Origin of the sequence: Marinilactibacillus sp. Marseille-P9653 (assembly GCF_916618885.1) — a bacterium.
GTDB lineage: Bacteria > Bacillota > Bacilli > Lactobacillales > Carnobacteriaceae_A > Marinilactibacillus.
Map to the genome: position 1 here is coordinate 327,187 of NZ_CAKAKH010000001.1, position 22,595 is coordinate 349,781.

Here is a 22,595-nt window from a genome sequence, read left to right on the forward strand (position 1 = left end):
TTTTTGCGTATCATTATAGTAGTCTATACATAAGATGAAACACAACTATAGTAAAGAATAGGAGTGAATAAAATGAGAAGAGATGAAATAGAGAGAAGAAAGCTTTTTCTTATTGTCGTGATGATTGGCAATTTGTATGTAGCTTACCTAAGTTACGAACAGTATAAACTGAGAATACAATTCTTTAGTAATTGGCCATGGCAGCCTGTCTTTTTACTCGGCATTCATCTCATCTGGTTTATATTCAATCTCTATCATTTTATGAAAAAAAGTGAAATAAGAATTTAAAACGCTCGTTGTTTAAAGCTAAGAAGACTGAAAGGTGTGGCTGTAGTTGAAGAAAGGATATATATTTAAGTTTATATATGTCGTAATAATGGTTATTTTAATGGTCTATAGTTACTTTATAGATGCAATGATAAGAGAGGCGACTCCCTTTTATATCGTAATTATTTTTGGATGGTTGAGCATGCAAGTTTACGATGAAATAAGGTATAAAAAGTCTAATGAAGAGGAGCGAACAAGTTCAGAAAAAAAGATCGACTGGGCTCTATTAGGAATTGTTTGCATTAACGCATTGGATGTTGTTAGATCAATTATATTATACGGAATCACCTGAAAAATTAAGAGATGTTTGTATAAAATTTGAATATTTATGCAAAATGAATTGACTTTCGAGTAGAACAAGATTAAACTAATCAATAAAACTTAAAAGCGGGAGAATTTTATGTCAGTGAATCAGTATACAGAAAACATTCAAGAATTGATCCAGTCCGTAAGTCCGGAATTAAGAAAATTAAGCGAATATATTTATGATCATCCAGAACTAGGGCACGAAGAGTTCCTTTCTTCAAAAGCGCATGTCGAGTTACTTGAAAAGCATGGATTTGAAGTAGAATATCCATATCTTGGAATCGATACAGCATTCAAAGCAGTGTATAAAGGTAAGGGAGAGGGACCGACCATTGCTTACTTATCAGAATATGATGCACTACCTGGGATTGGCCATGGATGCGGTCATAATTTATTGGGGGCGACGGATACAGGAGCGGGTATTGTCCTTTCAAAATTGGTCGATCAAGTCGGCGGAACGGTTATTGTCTTAGGTACACCAGCCGAAGAAACGAATGGCGACAAAGTGACGATGGTAGAGGCAGGAACATTTGATGATATCGATGTTGCTTTCTGCACACACCCATCTGACGGGTATTATGCAAGTGGAACATCTATGGCGATGGAGGCGATTGAATTCCGCTTCCACGGTAAGACCGCTCATGCCGCTGCTTCTCCTTTTGAAGGAAAAAATGCGTTGGATGCTTGTTTAAATACATTTAACAACATCAATGCGCTTAGACAGCAGCTTCACCCTTCAGCACGTGTTCATGGTGTCATTAAACAAGGTGGAGAAGCAGCAAATATTATTCCAGATTTCACAAGAGCAGAGTTTTATGTGCGTGCGATGGATATGCCCTATTTGAATGAACTCAAACAAAAGGTGATTCAATGTGCCGAAGCAGGAGCACTAGCAGCTGACTGCAAGATGGAGTGGGGCCATTACGAAGCAAGCTATCAAAATCTCATTACAAACAAAACCCTTTCTGAAAAATACAATGAGAACATGAGGCGTTTAGGAATTGAAATGGACACAGAAGAAAAAGATTCTATGGGTTCCATGGATATGGGGAATGTGAGTCAAGTCGTTCCAGCTATTAATCCATATTTTGAGATTAGCAACGGAAATAGCGTGACTGCACACACAGTCGAGTTTAGAGAATATACAAAGACAGAACCAGCTTACGAAGGAATGGAAAAAACCATTGCAGCCTTTACACAGACAGCTCTTGATTTGATAATGGACAAACAACTCTTAGCCGATGTAAAAGCAGAGTTCAATTCTAAGTTCTAAAGGAGGTTTCCTCGTTTTGGAGTTGAGGAAATTAAAAGTTACAGATGAAATAGCGTATATAAACTACATTAAAACTTGGGGAAACGAAAAGATTGTTCCAACTTCTTCGGATCATGGTGAAAAAACATATCAAGATTTTCTACAAAAACTGATGCAAGCAGAAAAAGGAACAGAACAAGGGGTACCCTCTGAAACATACTTTCTGTTTCTTGAAGAACAAGAGATAGCCGGTGCCATAAATTGTCGTTATCAGCTTAATGACCAGTTAAAACATATCGGTGGTCATATTGGCTATGGAATATCTCCCGTACACAGAAGAAAAGGGCTGGCTCATCTGATACTGGGTAAAACGTTACCGCTCTTCAAAGAGAAAGGAATTGAGCGTGTATTACTGACAGCCGATGATGATAATTTGGGTAGTGTACGAACGATCAAAAATCATCAGGGACAAAAAATCTCCTCAGATATTAAAGACGAAAAAATGTTTAGTCGCTACTGGATAAACGTATAAAAAGACCCCAACTATCCATCTGTTCAAAACTGACGGGTAGTTGGGGTCTTTTTAACGCATATTATTCTGTTATTAAGCCTTCTTCAATTAAAAATTCTCTAGCCACGTCTTCTGCTGTTTGACCATCGTAATCAACTTGATAGTTCATAGCACGCATTTGATCGTCAGTAATTTGACCACCTAATGTATTCAATATATCTTCTAGCTCCGGATATTCCTCTAGAAGTTCATTTTTCAGTAGTGGAGCTCCTTGATAAGGTGGGAATAATTCTTCATTGTCTTCTAGTACAACAAGATCATATTCTTCGATTTGGCTATCTGTACTATAAGCGTCGAGTAAGTTTATATCACCACGCTCAACGGCAGTGTATCTCAGCTGCGGTTCCATCGTCTGGACATTTCCAAAAGAAATACCGTACATATCTTGGATACCTGGATAACCATCTTCGCGGTCATTGAATTCTAGTGTGAATCCCGCATTGACTTGATCCGCAACTGAAGTAAGATCAGCAATCGTTTCTAGATTGTTTTCTTCTGCGAACGCTCTTGGAACAGCTAAAGTGTAGGTATTGTTGTAGTCCATTGGTTCAAGAAAGGCCAAATCATATTCTTGATTCAATTGTTCAGCGGCATCCATATAAACGGATTCAGCTGAAGCGCCGGGTTCAGGGACATCATCAAAGAAAGTAGCCATAACAGTTCCAGTAAATTCTGGATAGATATCGATGTCGCCTGATTGTAAAGCGCTGAATACAAAAGACGTTTCTCCAAAGTTTGGTTCAACTCTAGCAGTAAGGTCAGACTGATCTTCAATCAATAATTTATACAAGTTCATTAAAATTTCTGGTTCGGTATTCAATTTACCGGCAATAATCAAATCATCTTCTTCATTAAGAAGGGGTGGCACAAAGATGATACCTATGATTAAGGCAAGACCGGACCCTAATATAATGGCTGTCTTTTTAACGGAAGTTTTTTGAAGGTAGCTCAGTAACCAGTCGAAAAAGATAGCTAATAAGGCAGCCGGTATAGCACCAAGTAAAATCAAGGAGTTGTTCCCCCGGTTGATTCCGAGAAGGATTAGACTACCAAGTCCACCAGCACCAATTAAGGCAGCGACTGTGGCTGTTCCTATAATCAAGACCATACCTGTTCTGATTCCGGCCATAATAACAGGAAGTGCAATAGGAATTTGGACTTGAATGAGTTTTCTAAAACGACTCATTCCCATAGCGTCAGCAGCTTCATCTATAGCTGGATCGATTTCTGCTAGTCCAGTGTACGTGTTTCTAAGAATAGGGAGTAAAGCGTAGACAACCAGTGCAATGACGGCTGGTAAAGTTCCGATTCCGATAAGCGGTATCAATAGTCCTAAAAGAGCCAACGAAGGAACTGTTTGGAAAATTGCTGTGACCTGAATAATCGGTTCTGCGATTCGTTTATGTTCGGTCAGGATAATGCCTAAAGGAACAGCAATTAAAACGGCAATCAGTAAAGAGATGAACGATAATTGCATATGTTCAAGGAGCGCTGTCCAAAAATCACCACTGCGCTGCTGGAAGGTTTCTATAAGATTCATTAACTATTAGCCTCCTTTGATGCAGATGCTTCTCCTGCAAGAAAGCTGATCAGATTAGATTTGGATACGGCGTAAGTAAGTGCTTCATTTTCATGATTGACGGAAACTGTCTCATGATCTGAAAGAAGTATCGTCAATTCTTCAACAGTTGCTTGGGCAGAAACGGAAATTTTTGGTAAGTTTTGAGGTTGACTATAAAATCCTGCATCTATTAAGTCCTGTACGTATTTTTCTTCTTTATAATTTGGAAGACCTGTCTGAATAAATTGGCGAACAAAATCGTTGGCAGGGTGCTTCAGAATTTCTTCAGCTGTTCCGACTTGTTCAATCTTACCTTTGTTCATCAAGCAAATACGGTCTCCAAGAGTGATGGCTTCTTGCATGTCATGTGTAACGAAGACAACAGTTTTCTTAAGTTGACGCTGTAAATGCAGTACATCTTTTTGAAGGTTATTTTTAGTTATTGGATCTAATGCGCTGAAAGGCTCGTCCATTAAAATGATATCTGGGTCAGCAGCCAAAGCTCTGACGACGCCGATTCGTTGCTGTTCACCACCAGATAATTCTGTTGTTTTACGATGTCTGTAGCTATCAGGATCCATTTTTACACTCTCTAGTAGCTCCGTTACGCGGTTCGTCATATCTTCTCTGGACCACTTTTTCATTTCTGGTACAACCAGAATATTTTCTTCGATCGTCATATTTGGGAATAACCCTACTTGTTGTAGAACGTATCCAATATTCCACCTAAGTTCCTGTAAGTCATAATCGCTGATGGGTCTTCCTTCAATCCGAATATAACCTTCTGAAAGGTCGATCAACTGATTGATCATTTTGAGAGTAGTTGTTTTACCACTTCCACTTGGACCAATCAGTACGAAAAACTCACCTTCTTTAATTTCTAAAGAAAAATCTGACACGACTGCTTCTTCATTATATCGTTTATGTACTTTCTCAAAACGTATCATTTATCTGCTCCTTTAAAATTTCTCTTATATCCTTAAGTATATCAAAAGCAATTCCACGACCTGTACAAATATGTCTTGAGAACAAGACAATACTTCATTATAATGCTTAGCTAAAGGAGTGATGATCATGAGTTTGACGATTAGAAAAATTGAGCCACAAGATGACCAAATAATGGGTGAAATTGTTCAGAGGAGTTTAAAAAACAGAGGGCTAGCGATTTCTGGAACAGCCTACTTTGATCCTTATCTATTTCATTTATCTGAAGTATACAAAGCAAAAAGATCAGACTATTGGGTTTTAGAAAAAAACGGAAAAATCATTGGTGGCGGCGGTTTTGGTCCATTCGGCCAATATGAAAAAATCGGAGAACTACAGAAATTATATATTCTTGACGAAGAACAAGGAAATGGGTACGCGCGTATGCTGATGAAGCAAATTATTGAGAGTGCTAAACAGGACTACGAAGAACTGTATATTGAGACGTTCAAGTCACTGGATACTGCCAATCAACTTTATCTAAAATACGGATTTGTTTCGTTAAGTCAACCATTAGAAGGTTCTGAACACGGAGCGTGTGATACATGGTTATTAAAAAAACTATCTAAATAATCTTACAATTCTAAAGTCTTTAGAAAATTTCTAGAATTCATTAGCAAAACGAAAATGAGGTAACTAAAACATATTATGCATATAACCGTTTATAAAAGGCAATACCCTAAAAGTTTGTGTTAAATTGTTCCTTTTATTAGGTCTGGGTTGTGGTACACTTATCTAGTAAGTTTTGGATGAGAATAAAATGATAAACCATTCATTTTTAGATTTTGGAGGAGCTTTTTAAATGATCAGAGAAGTTGTATTTGAAACAATTAAATATATGTGGCGTAGTAAAAAGAACCGGCTTTTCATGATCTTAACTTTAGGAGTGATGCTGGCGTACTCAATAGTCCTCTTACCCAATACAGCCGGTCTTGAAGAGGTAGATGTTCAGCAACTTGAACGAGAAATGCTTGGAAATGAGCAAACGTACAAAGATGCTTTGCTAAAAGGGCAGACTGTTCCGGCTGTTATGACAGGGACTTCAGCTTATGAAGCAGCTCGTACAGAATTCTTTAATCAACGACAACTACTCACGGCGCTTCAGCAGGGAGATGCAAGGCGGTATCTAGAAATCAACTATAGGCCAGACATTACGGAGCGCGTAATCGTACAGGAATCACTTGATTTAAACGTTCCAGTGATGGGGAGAGAAGCTGAGAATGTTTTCCAGCCTATAAAGAATCAGGCATACATATATGAAGTAGACGCATTGAATTTCCATATCGTACACGATCGAACGAGTCTTCAGCAAATTCATCTTTTTCTCATCGGTCTAGGACCCGTTCTTTTATGTTTAGGTGCAATTTTTATGATCAGCGATATTACGGTGAAAGACCGTAAGTTAACAACTCAAAAAGCAGGCGTGCCTATGAAGTGGGCCGGTTACTTGTTTATCCAGTCAATAACTGCAGTGTCGTTTGTTCTGCTATTTTATCTAATCTCTGCGGGTATATTTTTTATCTTAAACGGACTCCTTTATGGTTTCGGGACCCTTTCTTTACCTGTAGGTCTGTTCCAGTTTGATCAGACGAATCAAAGTATCTATACGAGTCCGCTAGAGCTGTTTTCTATCGGTCAGTTTCTAATTAGGATAATTCCATTTTTCCTTTTGATTCTTTACTTGATCAGTAAATTGAATACAATCTTTAGTCTCCTATTCAAGCAAGAAGTCGTTGTTTTGATCAGTGGTGCCTTCATGATTTTATTCCAACAATTGTATTATGGAGTAGAAACAACTGAGCTCTTAGGAATCAACATCAGCTGGTTTCCTCAAACCTATTTAGATTTTGGGAAAATTGTTACAGGAAGAGTCAATGAAGCAATGTTAGAAGGAGATTTTTACATGCGAGGCCTACTCGTCTTAAGCATAACAATCCTGATAGCGGAAGTTCTGGTTTATTTGACTGCTAAACACATCACAAGACAGAAATTTGTACGATAAGGAGAGAGTCGGATGAAAAAAATTGCCTATTTCGAGTGGTTAAAGATTGTACGAGATTGGAAAACCAGAGTCATAGCGGTAGGGTTTTTATTATTCTTCGGAACTTTTTCTTTATTGTATCGCCAGCAAGAAGTGGTTTTGCCGGTTATGCAACTAAGAGGAGAATATGCAGATGCACAGCAAATCTTCAGGCTTATACCCGATCAGCATTTTGAAGGGGAGACGGGCGAAGACGTTCAGCGCGCACTTGGTCGAAATGCAACTTTGATAGGACTGAATCAATACATACTAGCACAACAAGAAGGAAATACAGTATCTGGTGTGGAAAAGGTCGTTTCTGATTATTTAAGTAACGGTCGTCAGATTGCTGAAAACAACCAATTTTTGTACAACGCGACGGAATTTGAGTCACTCGATCTTTTAAAAGAAGTGTATTTACCAGCAGAAGAAGAAATAGAAAAAGACTTGAAATTTTATGAAGCACTTGAAGTCGATGATTTGAATATTGAATGGAATCCGCTAGCCTCCTCACAAATTTTGAAACAGCAAGTAGAGTTAGTAACAGGAGTCATTTTATTCATCTTCATCGCACTTCTAGCGGGGGATCAGTTTACTAGAGACCAAGTCAAAAACTGGAGTGTGACTCAAGGAATTCCAATCTCTTGGAAGCGGCAATGGCGGTCACGGAGTTTGATGTTGTGGGGAATCATCTGGTCTGTGACACTTCTAGGAGTCGCTACAAGCTATTTAAGTAGTCTGTTTTTTGAGACATCAGGAACATTAAACTATCCAGTCCCCATTTATTTAAATCAGACCATAGAATATCTTCCGATTTGGCAATATACATTGATTTTGCTAAGCTCGGGCATGATTTTGAGTTTTATCGTATTACTGATTGCGAATGGGCTAAGCTGGATGATTCGAAATATCTATTTAACCATATTACTTGTAACAGGCTTATATTTTCTTCCAGCAATTGGGGGGCAATTAACGTCCGTCTCTTCTTGGCAACCTTCTTTTTATTTTAATATTCAGCAAGTCGTTCAGGGAACGAGCGCTAGACTATACGGATTAGAAGCAATAGAAATCTGGAAATTACCAATCGTCCTGTTTTTACTCTGGGTGATTCTGGAGCTTATTTTCAACTATATTTTTAATCTGATTCCGACACAGACGCTCGGTTTGAAAAGGAGAAAATCATTATGACATTGACCGTGAAAAATTTAACGATTGCTTATGGAAAGAGAACGGTACTAGAAAATATCAGCTTTACAGTAGATAAAGGAACCATCATTGGTTTAGTCGCACCAAATGGTACAGGAAAAACAACTCTATTTAACGCAGTGATGCGTTTTATTCCAGTCCAAGAAGGCGAAGTTTATTTGAACGAGAAACAATATACAGAAAAAGAAGCAGATGTACTAGCACTTCATAAACAAATCACTTTTTTTCCAAATCAAGATGACCTATATGAAAACTTTACCGGTACCGAACATATTCAAATGTATGCAAAAGTTTGGTCAGGAAAAGAATTAGCTGTGGATGATATTATTGATCAATTACAGATGAGAGACTATGTCGGGCGACCTGTAAGAACCTATTCTCTTGGTATGCGACAAAGACTTTGTTTTGCTATGATGGTTGCTGCTAATACACCGGTCATGTTTATGGATGAAGTAATGAATGGTCTGGATCCAGAAAATGTTTCACTAGTGTCAGATATTTTAATTAAATTAAGGAAATCTGGGAAAATCATCATCGTTGCTTCTCATTTATTGGACAATTTAGATGAGTATGCCGATAAAGTCTTTTTCTTAAAAGACAAGACATTATTCAGAATCAATGATCATCATGAGCAGAAACCGGATTTTTACAAGGTTGTTTGTTCAAAGGAACAAGTGCGTATTTTGGAACAGACAATGTTATTACCTGAAGAGACCATTCATTTAGGCAATAGTATGCTTTGTATTCCGGTTGACGCATTGACCGAAGAAGAACAGATAGTGTTGTTTAGACAAATTAGGTCGCTGAAAAATACAGAGTTAAAAGTCGGACCACTAGGCACGTCTGAATACTACTCGCACATTTATGGACTAGAAATTCATTCGTTTGATAGGGGGAGTCAGACGAATGCTGAAACAGCAGAGTAAACTCACTCAAATGGTTGGAACGATTATGCTGATAGGGTTCTTGTCTGGATGCTCGGGTTATGCGGGTATTAGAACACCAACTTATGACGGAGAACCTGTCCAAATAGACGAAGAAGCTGTCGCTGCTTATAGAGACCACCGAGAAATCATTGGAGAGAATAAAAAACTGTATTTACAAAAACCCTTTAGTCCTTCGTTGAACGAGCCGGCTCTGGACTTTACCGAGGGAGATCCCGTTCTTTTAGAATCCGGTCAATATACAATTGGTGAAGATTTACCGGCTGGTAGAGTTTATATGAGGGGGGCAGACAGTAATTTTGCTCCTGATCAGCGGATCATTCATGTAGGGACAGTAACGATAATGGATGAAGAAGACAATCTTTACTTTGAAACTTTGTTCAATGATGCGGCAGGGATCAAAGAAGCCTATATAGATCTTCGTGAAGGTCATCTGATTAAAGTAGTCGGAGAAAATCCGGAAATCATGGTTAATTATGAGGATTCGATGCAAGTAGATACGAGTACAACACTGATAACTGGTCAATATGAAGTAGGAAAACAGATTGATCCCGGTACATATGAAATTGCGAACGTCATTACTCCTGGAGTAGGCGTCATGTACTGGTTTCAAGGGGATCAGATACCTAGAATTATTGAATTGTCGGTTCCTCAAGCTACTATGACCGAAGAAGAACTCGCAGAGGAACGAAAAGCCGGTTATCTCAATGAAACAGAATATCAGCTTCAACTTGAAGCGATAGAACAAGCTGAAACCCAAAGACCGACAGTGAACCTTGAGACAGGAGATCGTTTATCTCTACCGATGGTTCATACACTAGAGTTGATCAAAGTAGAATGATATAGAAGTAAGGGAATAAGAAGGTCATAAGGGGGAGAAAAAGATGTACGAATTCTGGAAGCAAGCAGAATGTTTTTATGGAACAGTGTTGCCGATCGTAGCCATTATTTTTTTTATAGTCCTGATTGTTGGTCTCTTTATCTTTTACTATACGACTAAACATAGCAAGAAGAGAAAGATTATGGGGGGCATGTTTTTAACGATTTTTGTAGGGAGCTTAGTCTTTTCTGTCTGGCAACACATAAAGTACCAACATTGGATCGAGCAGTCGGCTTATATCAACCCCGGTGTTCGAAATCAGAGAGAAATTATGGGAAGCGTTGTACTAGAAGATCCCAAGATGGCTTTAGCTTATCAGAGAATTGATTTAAGAGAACAATATAGCCAGTTAGATATGTATCGTGTTCGTAAAGAGAGCAGGGAACTGTCGAATCGCTACTTAGGCTTAAGAGACAACCGTCATTACTTTTCGCTGGGTGGCGACGAACGGTATGCCTTCTGGTATACAGGGGACGTCGAGTTTACGGAAGAGACAACTCATATAACAGGGATTTCTTTTGAATTGAATGATGACCGATTTGAACAGCTTGGATTCACACCAAGTACCCCGAATTATTTAGAAACCATTTATATCAATCAAGAAGAGTTTGACCAAGCGGAACAAGAGATTCCGTCAGAAGTTTTTCCGTTTTCAGAGGCATTCACAGAATGGATTACATCGTAACGAGGTTGCAGCGTTAAATTTGAATAAAAAGAAGGTAAACAAATGTATGAATTTTGGGTAAAAGGAGAAACGCTTTATACGATGATCTTGCCGGTATTACTTGTTGTTTTAATGGTTCTTTTAATTGTCATCGTATTTCTTTTTTACTATACAGATAAAAAAAGTAAGAATAGAAAAATAGGAGCGGCGATTGTTTTGCTTTCTGCAGTAGGCGCTATTGGATATGGATACTTTCAGCACACAAGCTATCGTCACTGGCTAGAGCAATCTAGCCTAGTCAATGCTGGGGTTAGAGACCGTTACGAAATAATGGGTTACGAAGTCTTGGAAAGTCCAGAACTCGTAAAAAGTTATCAGTCTATGAACCTGCTGGATCGTTTTCAAGAGTTGGATATGTACGAAGAACAGCCAGTAGAAGAACAAATAGAGTATACCTATTTGGGAACAACTGGGCGGCAACATTATTTTTCTATGGGAGACGAAGAGAAATATGCTTGGCGTTATACAGGAGAGGTCGTTTATACAAACGAACCGACGCATCTTTCAGGTAGTCAGTTCCGACTATTGGATAATCGGTTTGAATCGTTAGGATTTATAGCTGAATCGCCAGTTTATTTGAGTACTTTTTATATCAATCAAACAGATGCCGATCAAGCATCGGGCGATATTCCAGTCACGATTATTCATCCTTCAGAAGTGTTTAAGAATTGGAACTTAGGGCACCAGCCGACGAAAGGGACGAGTTTAGGATATTAGAAGGTATATTGTAATCTGTTCAGCATCAAACGGATATTGTGTTTGTTCTCAGTACGCTGTAAAATATAGTTTAGACTACTGAGAAAGGAGCTTGAATGCAACTATGGAAGCTTTTACACTATTTCGTCCGATCTTTTATATTTTACTAGGATTTCTGGTGCTGACTTTGATTGTCTCTCTTATTCCCAAAGGAAGAGATTCCAAAATCAACATGGTCTCTATCTTGTTGATTTCAGTAACTCATTTGGTCATAGCTAGCGTACTGCTTGTAATTGAAAATCAGTTACTAGATAGATTTTCCTTGGAAGGCGATTCTATCAGCTTTTACACTTACTTAGCCATACTATTTCTGAGTATTTTAAATCCTCTCATTTACTACATTAGAAATAAGCAAAAACGTCGAGGGTCTTATCGATTCAGTTAACTATAAAAATAGGAGAACCGAGCAGTCTATCGCTCGGTTCTCCTATTCTTTATTTCAGCTATTTTATTTTTGGTTTACCACCAAAGAAATAGAATCCTCCGCCAAATGATGCGAGGGTCACCACGCTAATGATAACAACTGGCTTGGGGATGTTTACAGAATCAGAAACGCCAGCTTGATTCGCTTCTGTGTCTTCAGTCTCTTCTGTGTTTTGATTATTGTTGGCCGGTGTATCTTCAGACACTACAGCTTCTTCGTCTGTTTCTTCCTCGTCGACTTCTGTTTCTTCTTCAATATCTTCTTCCTCTGCTTCTTCAGTCTCTTCAAAAGCAGCAGGAGAGAAGACACCCAGCGTTCCAACTTCGTTTAAACTAGAAACGACAGCACCATTTTTATAAGTACTATCTAGAATGATCCATTCTTCTTCATCGTTACTCCAGATATATAAGTGATCTTGATTTTCTTCTGAAGCATCTGAAAAGAAGCGATACGTCATGTCGGATTCGAATTCTGTGATACTTGCGCCATTTACGGTCATATTCATTTGATAAAGAGGGCTTTTAGCTTCTTCGATGTTAGAAACCTCTTGTGAAAGATCTTTGCTGAACCTTAAAACCGTTTCTCCTTCTTGGAAATTACTTGAAGGAATGAGCCATTCCATATCCAATTTAGCAATCAAGATGCTGATGTTTCTTTCTCTTAACATAAGAACTTGTTCAGACGTTAAGGAAAGTTGATCAATAGATTCCATCGTAGCATCAAATGAAACAGCGATTACGCCATTGTCTGCGACAGATGCGAAGTCTTCTTCAGAAAGCAAGGCTGTTCCATTACTTTCTGACGGACGAATCCAGACAGCATTTTCAGAAATATCTACAGGTTGTTCTTCTTCTGAAGTGGTCTCTTCGTTTTCTGGAGTTTCTTCAGGTGTTGTCTCCTCAGGGACATCTGTAGATTCAGAAGGGCTCTCCGTTTCAGTTCCAGTGCTCGGTTGCTCTGAATCTGTTGGTGTCTCTACTTCTTCTTCGTTTTCTTGAGGTTGTTCTGTCTCAGGTTCCTCTTCAACTTCTTCAGAAGGGGTTTCTTCAACCGGTTCCGTTTCTTCAGGGACGGTTTCCTCTGGAGTTTCTTCCGTTGGTTCTTCTTCAATAGGCACTTCTTTTGAATAACGCACTAGTCCAAACCCATAACGGTCATCTCTACCTTCAGGGCCAAGGTCAGTAGCGTTGCTTCGAAGAAGTGAACGAACTTGTCGAGTGCCTTGTTTTTGCATTAATAAAGCAGCGATTCCCGCAACATGCGGCGTTGCTTGAGAGGTACCAGAGTTTTCGACGTAACCACTTCCGGTATTGTTTAAACTATTAATAGAACGGCCAGGTGCAGCCAACTCATTTTCAAGTGAAATCTTAGAGTCACTAGCAATTGTTCTGTTTCTATCCACGCTAGAAACGGCAACCACTTCTGGGTACGCAGCTGGATAATCTATACCAGAAGATCCATTTCCACTAGCGGCAACAACAAGGGTACCTGCATTTGTGGCAGAAATAATAGCATCGTGAATGTCTTGATTCGGATTTTGAAAACCAGAACTGATGTTAATGATGTCAACACCTTGGCTAATAGCCCATTCAATACCCGCTAATAAATTACTGGCTGAAGTAGAGTTTCCTTCTCCAGAAGGATACACCTTTACTCCAAATAATTGAACGCCTGGAGCGATACCTCGAACAGAAGACTGAGCAGAAGCGCCAATAACACCCGCAACATGCGTTCCGTGTCCATCTGTATCACTCGTGTAGGGATCTTCTTCTCCAAAAATACTATATCCACCAGCGTAGGTGATATCAGGATGATCGTAAAATCCAGTATCGATAACCGCTACTTTTCTGCCTGCTCCGGTAATACCTTCATCCCAAGCATCGAAAGCTCCGACCATTTCATTATTCCAATCATTATCTGTTAAAGCTCTACTAGAAACTTCCGTGTCTTCAGAAGTTGTCATTTCCTGATCGTAACTGACTCGTCTGACGCCTTTTTTCTGGCTAATTTCTTTCACTGCTGAAGCAGGAACGGTCATCGTTTGAATCGGTAGGAAGTCGAGCGTTCGTACATTTTGATAGCTTGGATCAAGCGTTTCAGCATCTGGAACGGTTTCTTCATAACGAACGATGATATCAACGAGTTCGCCACTGTCAGCCGTTTCTTTACTAGCTAAAACAGAATATGTTGGAGCGAGCAGTGTAAATATAAATATAAATGCTAAAAACAGTGAACCAAATTTAAGTATAAGCTTCTTCACTAAACAATCTCCTTTGAATCTTGTCATTAAAATTATCAAATTGTCATGATAATCATTTGAATCATTAAAAATATCTTATCATAGACGTGTTACAATATTAGAGAGAAATCACTCTGTTTTTTCAAATTGTAACGGGAATTGACATATTTTGTTAAAGAATAACCTTATCGATCCATTATAATGACCTTATCAGGAAAATAAAGTGTTTTGAGAGGAAAAGAATCAGCTTAGTATAAAGAATATTCTATTAATCAAACTTATAAATTCAATAAAAAGGAAGTAATGACCCATGAATAGACCTGAATCCATAAAAAGAGCTTTAACCTACTTCAAATCAAATGAAATCTTCTTTCATTTATTTTTGTTATTCAAAAATGAATATGACGCTGCTAAGCATCCTTTAGGACCCGTAGATGTCTCAGAGTTTACAGAAGAAGAGCTTGAGCCTGTTAAAACATTTCTAAAAACCGACCTGGATTTAGATAATAAAACTGTAACGATCGACACGAATCTGTTTGAAGCCAGAATGCAGGAACAGTTCGATTTGTCTTTATCACTGGATGCGTTTCTGACAGAATACTTCCAAGATATGCTGAGTATTAAAGAAACAGAAGGAAAGCAGCCGCATCAGGAAATGAAGAATTTCCTTGATTATCTTGAAAAAGAATATGCTCTACTGACAAGCTGGTTCAATTACCTTAAAAGGGGAACCTACGATAGCCAATGGATTTATCAGCTGATTTCTGAATCACCGAAGGTATTTGAAGACCATGTTCTACATCTTTCTGAAGCCATTCGACTATTACCGGAAAGACCCATCCGTTTAGCCTTATTTGGGCAGATCGTTGCCGGAGAACCACACGCTTTCGAACGCCATTCGACTCTTGGAAAGCTTTTTCTTCACGTGCTTGCTGAAGATGCAAGATACCATGCGATAGAGCCGGTCACCATTCCTGGGAGCAGCGAAGAAGTGAACCAGCTTTTATTAAAGTTCAATATCTTGAGAGACGATGTTACCAACTACACAACACTAGTGAATCTTTATGCAGAAACGATAGAAGGATATCATCCTATGTGGGAATCTGCCGCACATTTACATAGTGTGATGAACGCTCCGATACGAGAGTTAATCAATATTGTGGCTGCTTATCCAGCTCATGAAGCTCAAATTGTATGGGTGATTGAGAACCCGGTCGTATTTTCAAGTATTCTGGATGAAGTTCCAAATGTCCCTATGATTTGTACGCAAGGGAAGCTGACCTTGGCAACAATGGAACTGTTGGATCGTCTTGCTGAAGAAGAAACAGATATTAGATATTGTGGAGACATTACCCCAGAAGGCATTAAGCGAGCGGAAACCATACTGATGCGGTATCCAGAAAACTCTCAACCTTGGAAAATGGACATTCCATCTTATCTCGCTTCGAGATCTAAAGATAAACACTTGAATGACCAAGATCTCGAGACACTGAATACCTATTCTTTGGACATTTTCTCTTGTTTAAAAGATGAATTGAAAGATAGAAGGAATCCAGCTTGCCAAGAAATGCTGCTTGACGAGATGATCAGTGAATTGAAGTATTATTACCAATAGACTATTAGACGTCTTTTATAATATACTCTCATCACAAGTTATATAGTAAAACAGATTGAGAAGGTGAAGGTATGAGTACAATAAAGAAAGTGGCTGAAGATGCCAAAGTATCTATAGCGACGGTTTCGAGAATATTGAACAACGATCCTAGCTTGAACGTTATGGAAACTACTAGAAAAAGAGTGATTGAATCTGCAAAAAAATTAGGTTATCGGAAAAAAACCTTTGATTTTCCGCTATTAAATATTGCTTTTCTTTATTGGTTGACTCAAGAATCAGAACTTGAAGATGTCTATTTTGGAGAAATGAGGCAAGAAATCGAAAGAGAAGCAAAAAAATATAATATTGAAATTACTTGCTATACGATTGAAGAAGGAATAGAGGTTGTTCCAACATCAATTCAAGGGTTTATAGCAGTAGGGAATTTTAAAAAAGAAGAATTAGACCGTTTGAAATCAATCACTCAAAATGGTGTTTTCATAGATACTTCTCCAGAAACCACTAAGTACGATTCTGTTAGACCTGATTTGTTTGAAATAACAGACCGAGCAATTGATTACTTCGTTCAGAGTGGTCACGAAAAGATTGGATTTATCGGTGGAACTTATGTAGATAGAAATATAGACAAAGATTATCCCGATATTAGAGAAAAAGAGTTTGTAGCGAAAATGGAAGAAATTCAGTTGTTGAACAGACAATATATTTTTACTAAACGCGGTTTTACATTTAAGACAGGTGTTGAACTAATGGAACAGGCTATTTCCGAACTGAATGATCAGATGCCAACGGCGTTTTTTGTTGCGTCTGATGCTATAGCCTTAGGATGTCTTCAAGTTTTGAACAAGCGGGGGTACGCTGTGCCTAAAAGAGTCAGCATCATTAGCATCAATGATATCAGCTTAGCTAAATTCGTTACTCCGCCGCTGACAACCTTTAGTATAAATGTAAACGCCTTAGTATCGAATGCGATGAAGCTTTTGTCGGAACAAATTCTCGAAGAAAGAACCTTCAGGAAAAAATTATTTATAGAATCTGATTTAATTGTCCGGAAAACAACCATATGATTGCATTCCGGTAAAATGTTTTACTAAAAAAGTAAAATAAAACCGTTTACATATGGTAAACGGTTTTATATACTTTAGAAGTAAATTAAATGACAATCGATTTAAGAGATGAAAGGAATGTAACTTTATGAAAAATAAATTTTACTTATTGAGTAGTGGTTTGATCGTCAGCTCCCTTCTTGCAGCGTGTGGACCTGGAGAATCTAGTAGTGAAACGTCAACAGACCCAGAAAACAGTGACGGCGCGACAATCGTCATGTGGGAAGACGTTGACAAAATGGTTGGGACAGAAGAAGCCATTAAAGCTTTTGAGGAAGAACACAATGTAACAGTAGAAGTTCAAGAAAAACCTTATGGAGATAATATTGAAGACTTGCGCTTAGATGGACCGGGTGGAACAGGACCAGATGTTTTTGCGATGCCTCATGACAACCTTGGCACTGCTGTAACAGAAGGCTTGGTTCAAGCTTTGAATGTCGATGAAGAAGTTACAAGTATGTATACAGATTCCGCTATGATGTCTCAGACAGTAGATGGGGTTGTATATGGATTGCCTTACGCAGTTGAAACGACTATTTTATATTATAACCGCGACTTAGTGGATGAAGAAAATCTACCAGAAACACTGGATGAATGGTATGAGTTCTCTAAAGAGGCTACTGAAGGCGATGACTATGGATTCCTAGCATTATGGGATCAAATTTATTACGCGCAAAGTATTATGGGTGGTTACGGCGGCTATGTTTTCGGTATGGATGATGACGGTAATTACGATACAAGTGATATTGGTTTAAACAATGAAGGGGCAATTGAAGCAGCTGAATATATTCAAAAATTCTATGCAGAAGGTCTTTTCCCAAGTGGGATTATCGGGGAGCAAGGAATTAATGTTTTGGATTCTTTATTCAGCGAAGGAAGAGCAGCAGCAGTTATATCTGGACCATGGAACCTTGGGCCATTTGAACAAGCCGGAATCGATTATGGTGTAATGGCACTTCCTAAACTAGGAGATGGCAATCAGATGAGTTCATTTGTAGGGGTTAAAAGTTACAACGTAAGTTCTTACTCACAGTATCCTGAACTTGCTCAAGAATTAGTTGAATGGTTGACGAACGAAGAAAATCAATTAACTCGTTACGAAAAGACAATGGAAGTACCTGCAATCGAAGCATTAGCTAACGATCCAATCGTTACTGAAAGTGAGTCAGCACAAGCAATAGCTGAGCAATCTCAATATGCAGAATTGATGCCAGGAATTCCAGAAATGAATGAAGTATGGACCCCTGTAGATTCAGCACTACAAACAATTGCGACAGGTTCTGAAGAACCAAAAGCAGCACTAGATGGGGCAGTTGAGTCAGTCAAGAGTCAGATAGAAGCAAACCATAGCGGAAATTAATAGAGCTTGTAAAAGGTATCTCTTAAGGGAGATACCTTTGCTGTTAAGAAGAAGGAAAAGGTGGTCATGAAACATGCAACATAAAAATAAGGCAGCACTTTTGTCTCTCGTTCCGGGATTGGGACAACTTTACAATCGACAATGGCTGAAAGGCGCTATGTTTTTGGTACTGACAATAGCTTTTGGCTTTGTCTTTGCAGATTTACTCAATATTGGTTTATGGGGAATTGTGACACTTGGTACAGAAGTTCCTCGAGATAATTCTGTTTTCCTATTAGCACAGGGAATTTTAGCAGTAATCGTCGTCGCGTTTGGTATAGCTTTCTATGGATTCAACATAAGAGATGCATACCGAGTGGGAAAAAGAAGAGATGAGTCATTACCTTTATTCACTTTAAAAGAACAATATCTCAATTTAATAGATCAAGGTTATCCGTATTTAATTAGTGGACCGGCGTTATTATTACTGATCTTTTCAGTTGTTTTTCCAATTTTATTCAGTTTCTCAATCGCTTTTACAAACTATAATCTTTATAATTCTCCTCCTGCTAATTTAATTAACTGGGTAGGTTTCGACACATTTATTCAAATATTTACAGTAGATATTTGGAGAACCACATTTTTTGATGTACTTAGTTGGACAATCATCTGGACATTATTGGCAACAACGCTGCAAGTTAGTATAGGAATTTTCTTAGCAGTTCTAGTGAATCAAAAAGACCTTAAGTTTAAAAAGCTGATCCGAACTATTTTAGTATTACCGTGGGCAGTACCAGGATTTGTAACTATCCTAATTTTTGCAGGACTATTTAATGATAGTTTTGGTGTAATCAACACCGGCTTGCTTTCGTTCTTTGGTATTGAAGCTATTCCTTGGTTAACAAATCCATTTTGGTCAAGAGTTGCATTGATCGGAATTCAAGGCTGGTTAGGTTTTCCTTACGTATTTATTGTCACGACAGGCGTACTTCAATCCATTCCTGATGATTTATATGAAGCGGCTATTATTGATGGTGCATCAGCAATTCAAAAGTTTAAAACCATCACTTTACCATTAATTTTTATTTCGATTTCACCAATTATAATCACTCAATATACATTCAATTTTAACAATTTCAATATCATTTATCTATTCAATGGCGGTGGACCAGCGGTATCAGGTTCCAATGCAGGAGGAACAGATATATTAGTCTCGTGGATCTATTCTCTGACTATGTCATCGAGTCAGTTTGCTTTGGCAGCGGCGTTAACGATCCTATTGTCTATTTTCGTTATTTCGATTGCACTATGGCAATTTAGAAGAACAAAGTCATTTAAAGGAGTAAATTAAAATGATCTCTTCAAAAAAAAGTAAGTTAACACGATTATTCTTCACCTATAGTTTTTTGATTGTCGTCATGATTATGATTATTTATCCATTGTTATGGACAATCGGAGCTAGTTTTAATCCGGGAAACAGTCTTGTAAGTACGAAAATGATACCGGATAATCCGACCTTATTTCATTACCAGAGATTATTTTCTGGAGATAATAGTATCCAGTATATTCAGTGGTACTTTAATTCTATGAAAGTAAGTATATTTACGATGGTCGGTACATTGTTTTGTGTATCCCTAACGGCCTATGCCTTTTCTCGTTTCAGATTCAAAGGTAGAAAAAATGGACTGGTTTTATTCCTGTTATTACAAATGATTCCTCAGTTTTCCGCGCTAATTGCGCTATATGTACTAGCTCAGATGCTCGGAATGATGAACAATCACTGGTTATTGATTCTTTTATATATAGGCGGGCAGATTCCAATGAACACCTACTTGATGAAAGGATATTTTGATTCGATTCCAATTGAATTAGATGAAAGTGCACGTATCGATGGTGCAGGAAGTACGCGTATATTCTGGCAAATCTTGATGCCACTGGCTAGACCGATGCTTGCTGTAGTGGCGATGAATAGTTTTACTGGACCACTAGGAGATTTCATTCTTTCATCAACTATTTTGAGATCACCTCAGACGTATACGCTACCTTTGGGACTTTATAATCTGGTCAACCAACGTCAAGGAGCAAGTTACACAACATTTGCCGCGGGAGCTATATTAATCAGTATACCCGTAGCTATCGCGTTCTTGTTTTTACAAAAGCACTTTGTATCTGGTCTGACAGCTGGAGGAACAAAAGGATAAAGTATTCTATTAATGATTTTAATTTAAAAGCAGAAAAGAGAGGGACAGTTTAAATGAAGAAGCACCAAGTAACTAAAGAAGCAAGATTACTCCACGGTGGGGATTACAATCCTGACCAATGGTTAGATTATCCTGGAATTATCGATCAAGATTTCAAGTTAATGAAGCAAGCTCATACAAATACCTTCTCAATAGGAATGTTCTCCTGGGCGTCTTTAGAACCAGAAGAAGGTAGATATACATTTGATTGGCTCGATGACATATTTGATAGAATAGAAGCGATGGGTGGAAATATGATTCTAGCGACGCCAAGTGGAGCAAGACCCGCTTGGATGTCCCAGAAGTATCCTGAGGTGCTAAGAGTGGACGCGCTAAGAAGGAAACAACTTCACGGTGCTCGACATAACCACTGCTTTACGTCTCCATACTACCGAGAAAAAACACAAGAAATGAATCGGAAATTAGCTGAGAGATACGGAAAACGCTCCGCTTTATTGATGTGGCATATTTCAAATGAATATGGCGGGGAATGTCACTGTGATCTATGTCAGGCTGCTTTCAGAGACTGGTTAAAAGTACAATATAATAACGACTTAGACAAATTAAATCAATCATGGTGGGGGCCTTTTTGGAGTCACACTTTTACAAACTGGGAACAAATTGAGTCGCCTTCTCCAATCGGAGAAAATGCTGTACATGGATTGAATTTGGACTGGAGAAGATTTGTAACAGATCAGACAATTAGTTTCTATAAAGATGAGATCCAACCTTTACGTGAATTGACACCAGAAGTGCCGATTACAACAAATTTCATGTCAGATAATCCTTCTTTCACACCATTTAGAGCGTTGGATTACAGTAAATTTGCCAAAGAAGTCGATGTGATCAGCTGGGATGCTTATCCAGCATGGCATAATGATTATGAGAAAACCTATGAACTAGCTTCTAAAGTTGGTTTTATGAATGACTCATTCAAGAGTATGAAACAGAAACCTTGGTTACTAATGGAGTCGACCCCAAGCCATGTGAACTGGCATCAGTTCAATAAAGCCAAAAGACCGGGTATGCATTATCTTTCTGCTATGCAGATGCTTGCACATGGATCTGATAGTAATCTATATTTCCAGTGGAGAAAATCTCGTGGGTCTTCAGAAAAATTCCATGGTGCAGTCGTTGACCATGATGGTTCCACAGAAAATAGAGTATTCAAAGAAGTCGCTAAACTTGGAAAAGCGATGGAAGATCTTTCTGAAAAGGTTGTAGGATCACAAAGAATTGCGGAAGTCGGTATACTTTACGATTGGGATAGTGATTGGGCGCTTGAGCACACGCAAGGGTTTGGTTTACAGACAAAATTATATCCACAGACCTTACAAAAACATTACCAGGCTTTATGGGAAAAAGATATTCCTGTTGATGTCATCACAAAAGAAAATACATTTGAAGAGTATAAACTACTTGTTGTGCCCATGCTTTATTTAATGAGCGAAGAGACTGTTCAAAGGTTAAAATCATATGTAGCGAATGGTGGAACCTTGGTTTCAAGCTACATTACCGGATTAGTCAACGAACACGATCTAACGTATTTAGGTGGGTGGAAAAAAGAACTTCAAGAAGTGTTCGGAATTGAACCACTTGAAACAGATACTTACTACGCAAGTGATTCAAATGAAATGACATTCAATAACAAACAGTATAAGGTTCGTGACTACGCAACGATTATTGACGTCAAAGAAGCAGAAGTATTGGCTCGATATGAAAGAGATTTCTACGCGGATAGTGCCGCAGTGACTTTGAATACTTATAAAGACGGAGAAGCTTATTATATCGGAGCGAGAGCTGATGATGACTTTAACAGAGATTTTTATAATCAGCTAATTGAGAAGCTAGATCTGTCTCCAGGTTTGAAAGTCGGGCATGGTATTGGCGTGTCTGTTCAAGGGAGACTATTGGATGATGGAAGCTCTATCGTATTTATCATGAACTTTACTGAAGAAGAGCAAGCAATTGAAATTTTGGAAGACGTCAAAGATAGCTTTACGGGAGAAACGTTGAGTGGTCATGTATCACTGAAACCTTATGAAGTACGTGTAGTAGATAAAAATAATTAGTAGAAATAAGGATAACAGAATAGGGTGTTGGA

19 protein-coding genes are annotated in these 22,595 nt (G+C 38.4%); 16 read left to right on the top strand and 3 right to left on the bottom strand.

Annotation, left to right across the window (positions count from 1 at the left end; genetic code table 11):
* The first annotated feature begins 727 nt into the window (after window positions 1-727).
* Together LG377_RS01695 and LG377_RS01700 are read left to right on the top strand one after the other, a co-directional pair.
* Window positions 728-1,906: a M20 family metallopeptidase gene (locus LG377_RS01695; protein ID WP_225742998.1), complete on the top strand. Its 1,179-nt coding sequence runs from the start codon at window positions 728-730 to the stop codon at window positions 1,904-1,906.
* Between the two features lie 16 nt (window positions 1,907-1,922).
* Window positions 1,923-2,417 carry a GNAT family N-acetyltransferase gene (locus tag LG377_RS01700; protein WP_225742999.1) on the top strand — a complete coding sequence of 165 codons (495 nt, stop codon included), beginning with the start codon at window positions 1,923-1,925 and terminating at the stop codon, window positions 2,415-2,417.
* A 61-nt stretch (window positions 2,418-2,478) separates the two neighbouring features.
* Here LG377_RS01700 and LG377_RS01705 read toward each other — a convergent pair whose 3' ends face one another.
* Together LG377_RS01705 and LG377_RS01710 are read right to left on the bottom strand one after the other, a co-directional pair.
* Window positions 2,479-3,996, bottom strand: coding sequence for an ABC transporter permease/substrate-binding protein (locus tag LG377_RS01705; RefSeq protein WP_225743000.1), 1,518 nt, complete (start codon window positions 3,994-3,996; stop codon window positions 2,479-2,481).
* Complete coding sequence (locus tag LG377_RS01710; RefSeq protein ID WP_305067543.1) at window positions 3,996-4,964, bottom strand: ABC transporter ATP-binding protein; 969 nt, start codon at window positions 4,962-4,964, stop codon at window positions 3,996-3,998. Before LG377_RS01710 ends, LG377_RS01705 begins: the two co-directional genes overlap by 1 nt.
* 127 nt (window positions 4,965-5,091) lie before the next feature.
* Here LG377_RS01710 and LG377_RS01715 point away from each other — a divergent pair, with 127 nt between their 5' ends.
* From LG377_RS01715 to LG377_RS01750, 8 genes are all read left to right on the top strand, one after another.
* Window positions 5,092-5,574, top strand: coding sequence for a GNAT family N-acetyltransferase (locus tag LG377_RS01715; protein ID WP_225743001.1), 483 nt, complete (start codon window positions 5,092-5,094; stop codon window positions 5,572-5,574).
* Window positions 5,575-5,803: 229 nt separating this feature from the next.
* Window positions 5,804-7,003 (top strand): hypothetical protein, encoded by a 1,200-nt coding sequence (locus LG377_RS01720; RefSeq protein ID WP_225743002.1) that lies wholly within the window; start codon window positions 5,804-5,806, stop codon window positions 7,001-7,003.
* Window positions 7,004-7,015: 12 nt separating this feature from the next.
* Window positions 7,016-8,209 (top strand): hypothetical protein, encoded by a 1,194-nt coding sequence (locus tag LG377_RS01725; RefSeq protein WP_225743003.1) that lies wholly within the window; start codon window positions 7,016-7,018, stop codon window positions 8,207-8,209.
* Entirely contained in the window at window positions 8,206-9,153 is a 948-nt protein-coding gene (locus tag LG377_RS01730) for an ABC transporter ATP-binding protein (RefSeq protein ID WP_225743004.1), read from the top strand. Before LG377_RS01725 ends, LG377_RS01730 begins: the two co-directional genes overlap by 4 nt.
* Window positions 9,134-10,012 carry a hypothetical protein gene (locus tag LG377_RS01735; RefSeq protein ID WP_225743005.1) on the top strand — a complete coding sequence of 293 codons (879 nt, stop codon included), beginning with the start codon at window positions 9,134-9,136 and terminating at the stop codon, window positions 10,010-10,012. Before LG377_RS01730 ends, LG377_RS01735 begins: the two co-directional genes overlap by 20 nt.
* Window positions 10,013-10,055: 43 nt before the next feature.
* A complete protein-coding gene (locus tag LG377_RS01740) occupies window positions 10,056-10,736 on the top strand; it encodes a hypothetical protein (RefSeq protein ID WP_225743006.1) in 681 nt (226 codons plus the stop codon).
* Between the two features lie 42 nt (window positions 10,737-10,778).
* Complete coding sequence (locus LG377_RS01745) at window positions 10,779-11,492, top strand: hypothetical protein (RefSeq protein WP_225743007.1); 714 nt, start codon at window positions 10,779-10,781, stop codon at window positions 11,490-11,492.
* Between the two features lie 103 nt (window positions 11,493-11,595).
* The gene (locus LG377_RS01750; RefSeq protein ID WP_225743008.1) at window positions 11,596-11,916 is read left to right on the top strand and encodes a hypothetical protein; all 321 of its coding nucleotides are present in this window, start codon (window positions 11,596-11,598) and stop codon (window positions 11,914-11,916) included.
* A gap of 58 nt (window positions 11,917-11,974) precedes the next feature.
* On the opposite strand, the gene LG377_RS01755 is transcribed toward LG377_RS01750, so the two are convergent.
* A complete protein-coding gene (locus tag LG377_RS01755; protein WP_225743009.1) occupies window positions 11,975-14,215 on the bottom strand; it encodes a S8 family peptidase in 2,241 nt (746 codons plus the stop codon).
* Between the two features lie 289 nt (window positions 14,216-14,504).
* Between LG377_RS01755 and LG377_RS01760 the strand changes: the two genes are divergently transcribed.
* The 6 genes from LG377_RS01760 (at window position 14,505) to LG377_RS01785 (ending at window position 22,563) form a co-directional block, all read left to right on the top strand.
* Window positions 14,505-15,809 carry a TIGR02679 domain-containing protein gene (locus LG377_RS01760; RefSeq protein WP_225743010.1) on the top strand — a complete coding sequence of 435 codons (1,305 nt, stop codon included), beginning with the start codon at window positions 14,505-14,507 and terminating at the stop codon, window positions 15,807-15,809.
* Between the two features lie 71 nt (window positions 15,810-15,880).
* Window positions 15,881-16,873, top strand: a complete 993-nt coding sequence (locus LG377_RS01765; RefSeq protein ID WP_225743011.1) for a LacI family DNA-binding transcriptional regulator — start codon at window positions 15,881-15,883, stop codon at window positions 16,871-16,873.
* Window positions 16,874-17,000: 127 nt separating this feature from the next.
* The gene (locus LG377_RS01770) at window positions 17,001-18,272 is read left to right on the top strand and encodes an extracellular solute-binding protein (protein WP_225743012.1); all 1,272 of its coding nucleotides are present in this window, start codon (window positions 17,001-17,003) and stop codon (window positions 18,270-18,272) included.
* Between the two features lie 73 nt (window positions 18,273-18,345).
* The gene (locus LG377_RS01775; protein WP_225743013.1) at window positions 18,346-19,602 is read left to right on the top strand and encodes a sugar ABC transporter permease; all 1,257 of its coding nucleotides are present in this window, start codon (window positions 18,346-18,348) and stop codon (window positions 19,600-19,602) included.
* Window positions 19,598-20,452, top strand: a complete 855-nt coding sequence (locus tag LG377_RS01780; protein WP_305067558.1) for a sugar ABC transporter permease — start codon at window positions 19,598-19,600, stop codon at window positions 20,450-20,452. Before LG377_RS01775 ends, LG377_RS01780 begins: the two co-directional genes overlap by 5 nt.
* A 53-nt stretch (window positions 20,453-20,505) precedes the next feature.
* The gene (locus tag LG377_RS01785; RefSeq protein WP_225743015.1) at window positions 20,506-22,563 is read left to right on the top strand and encodes a beta-galactosidase; all 2,058 of its coding nucleotides are present in this window, start codon (window positions 20,506-20,508) and stop codon (window positions 22,561-22,563) included.
* Window positions 22,564-22,595: the final 32 nt, after the last annotated feature.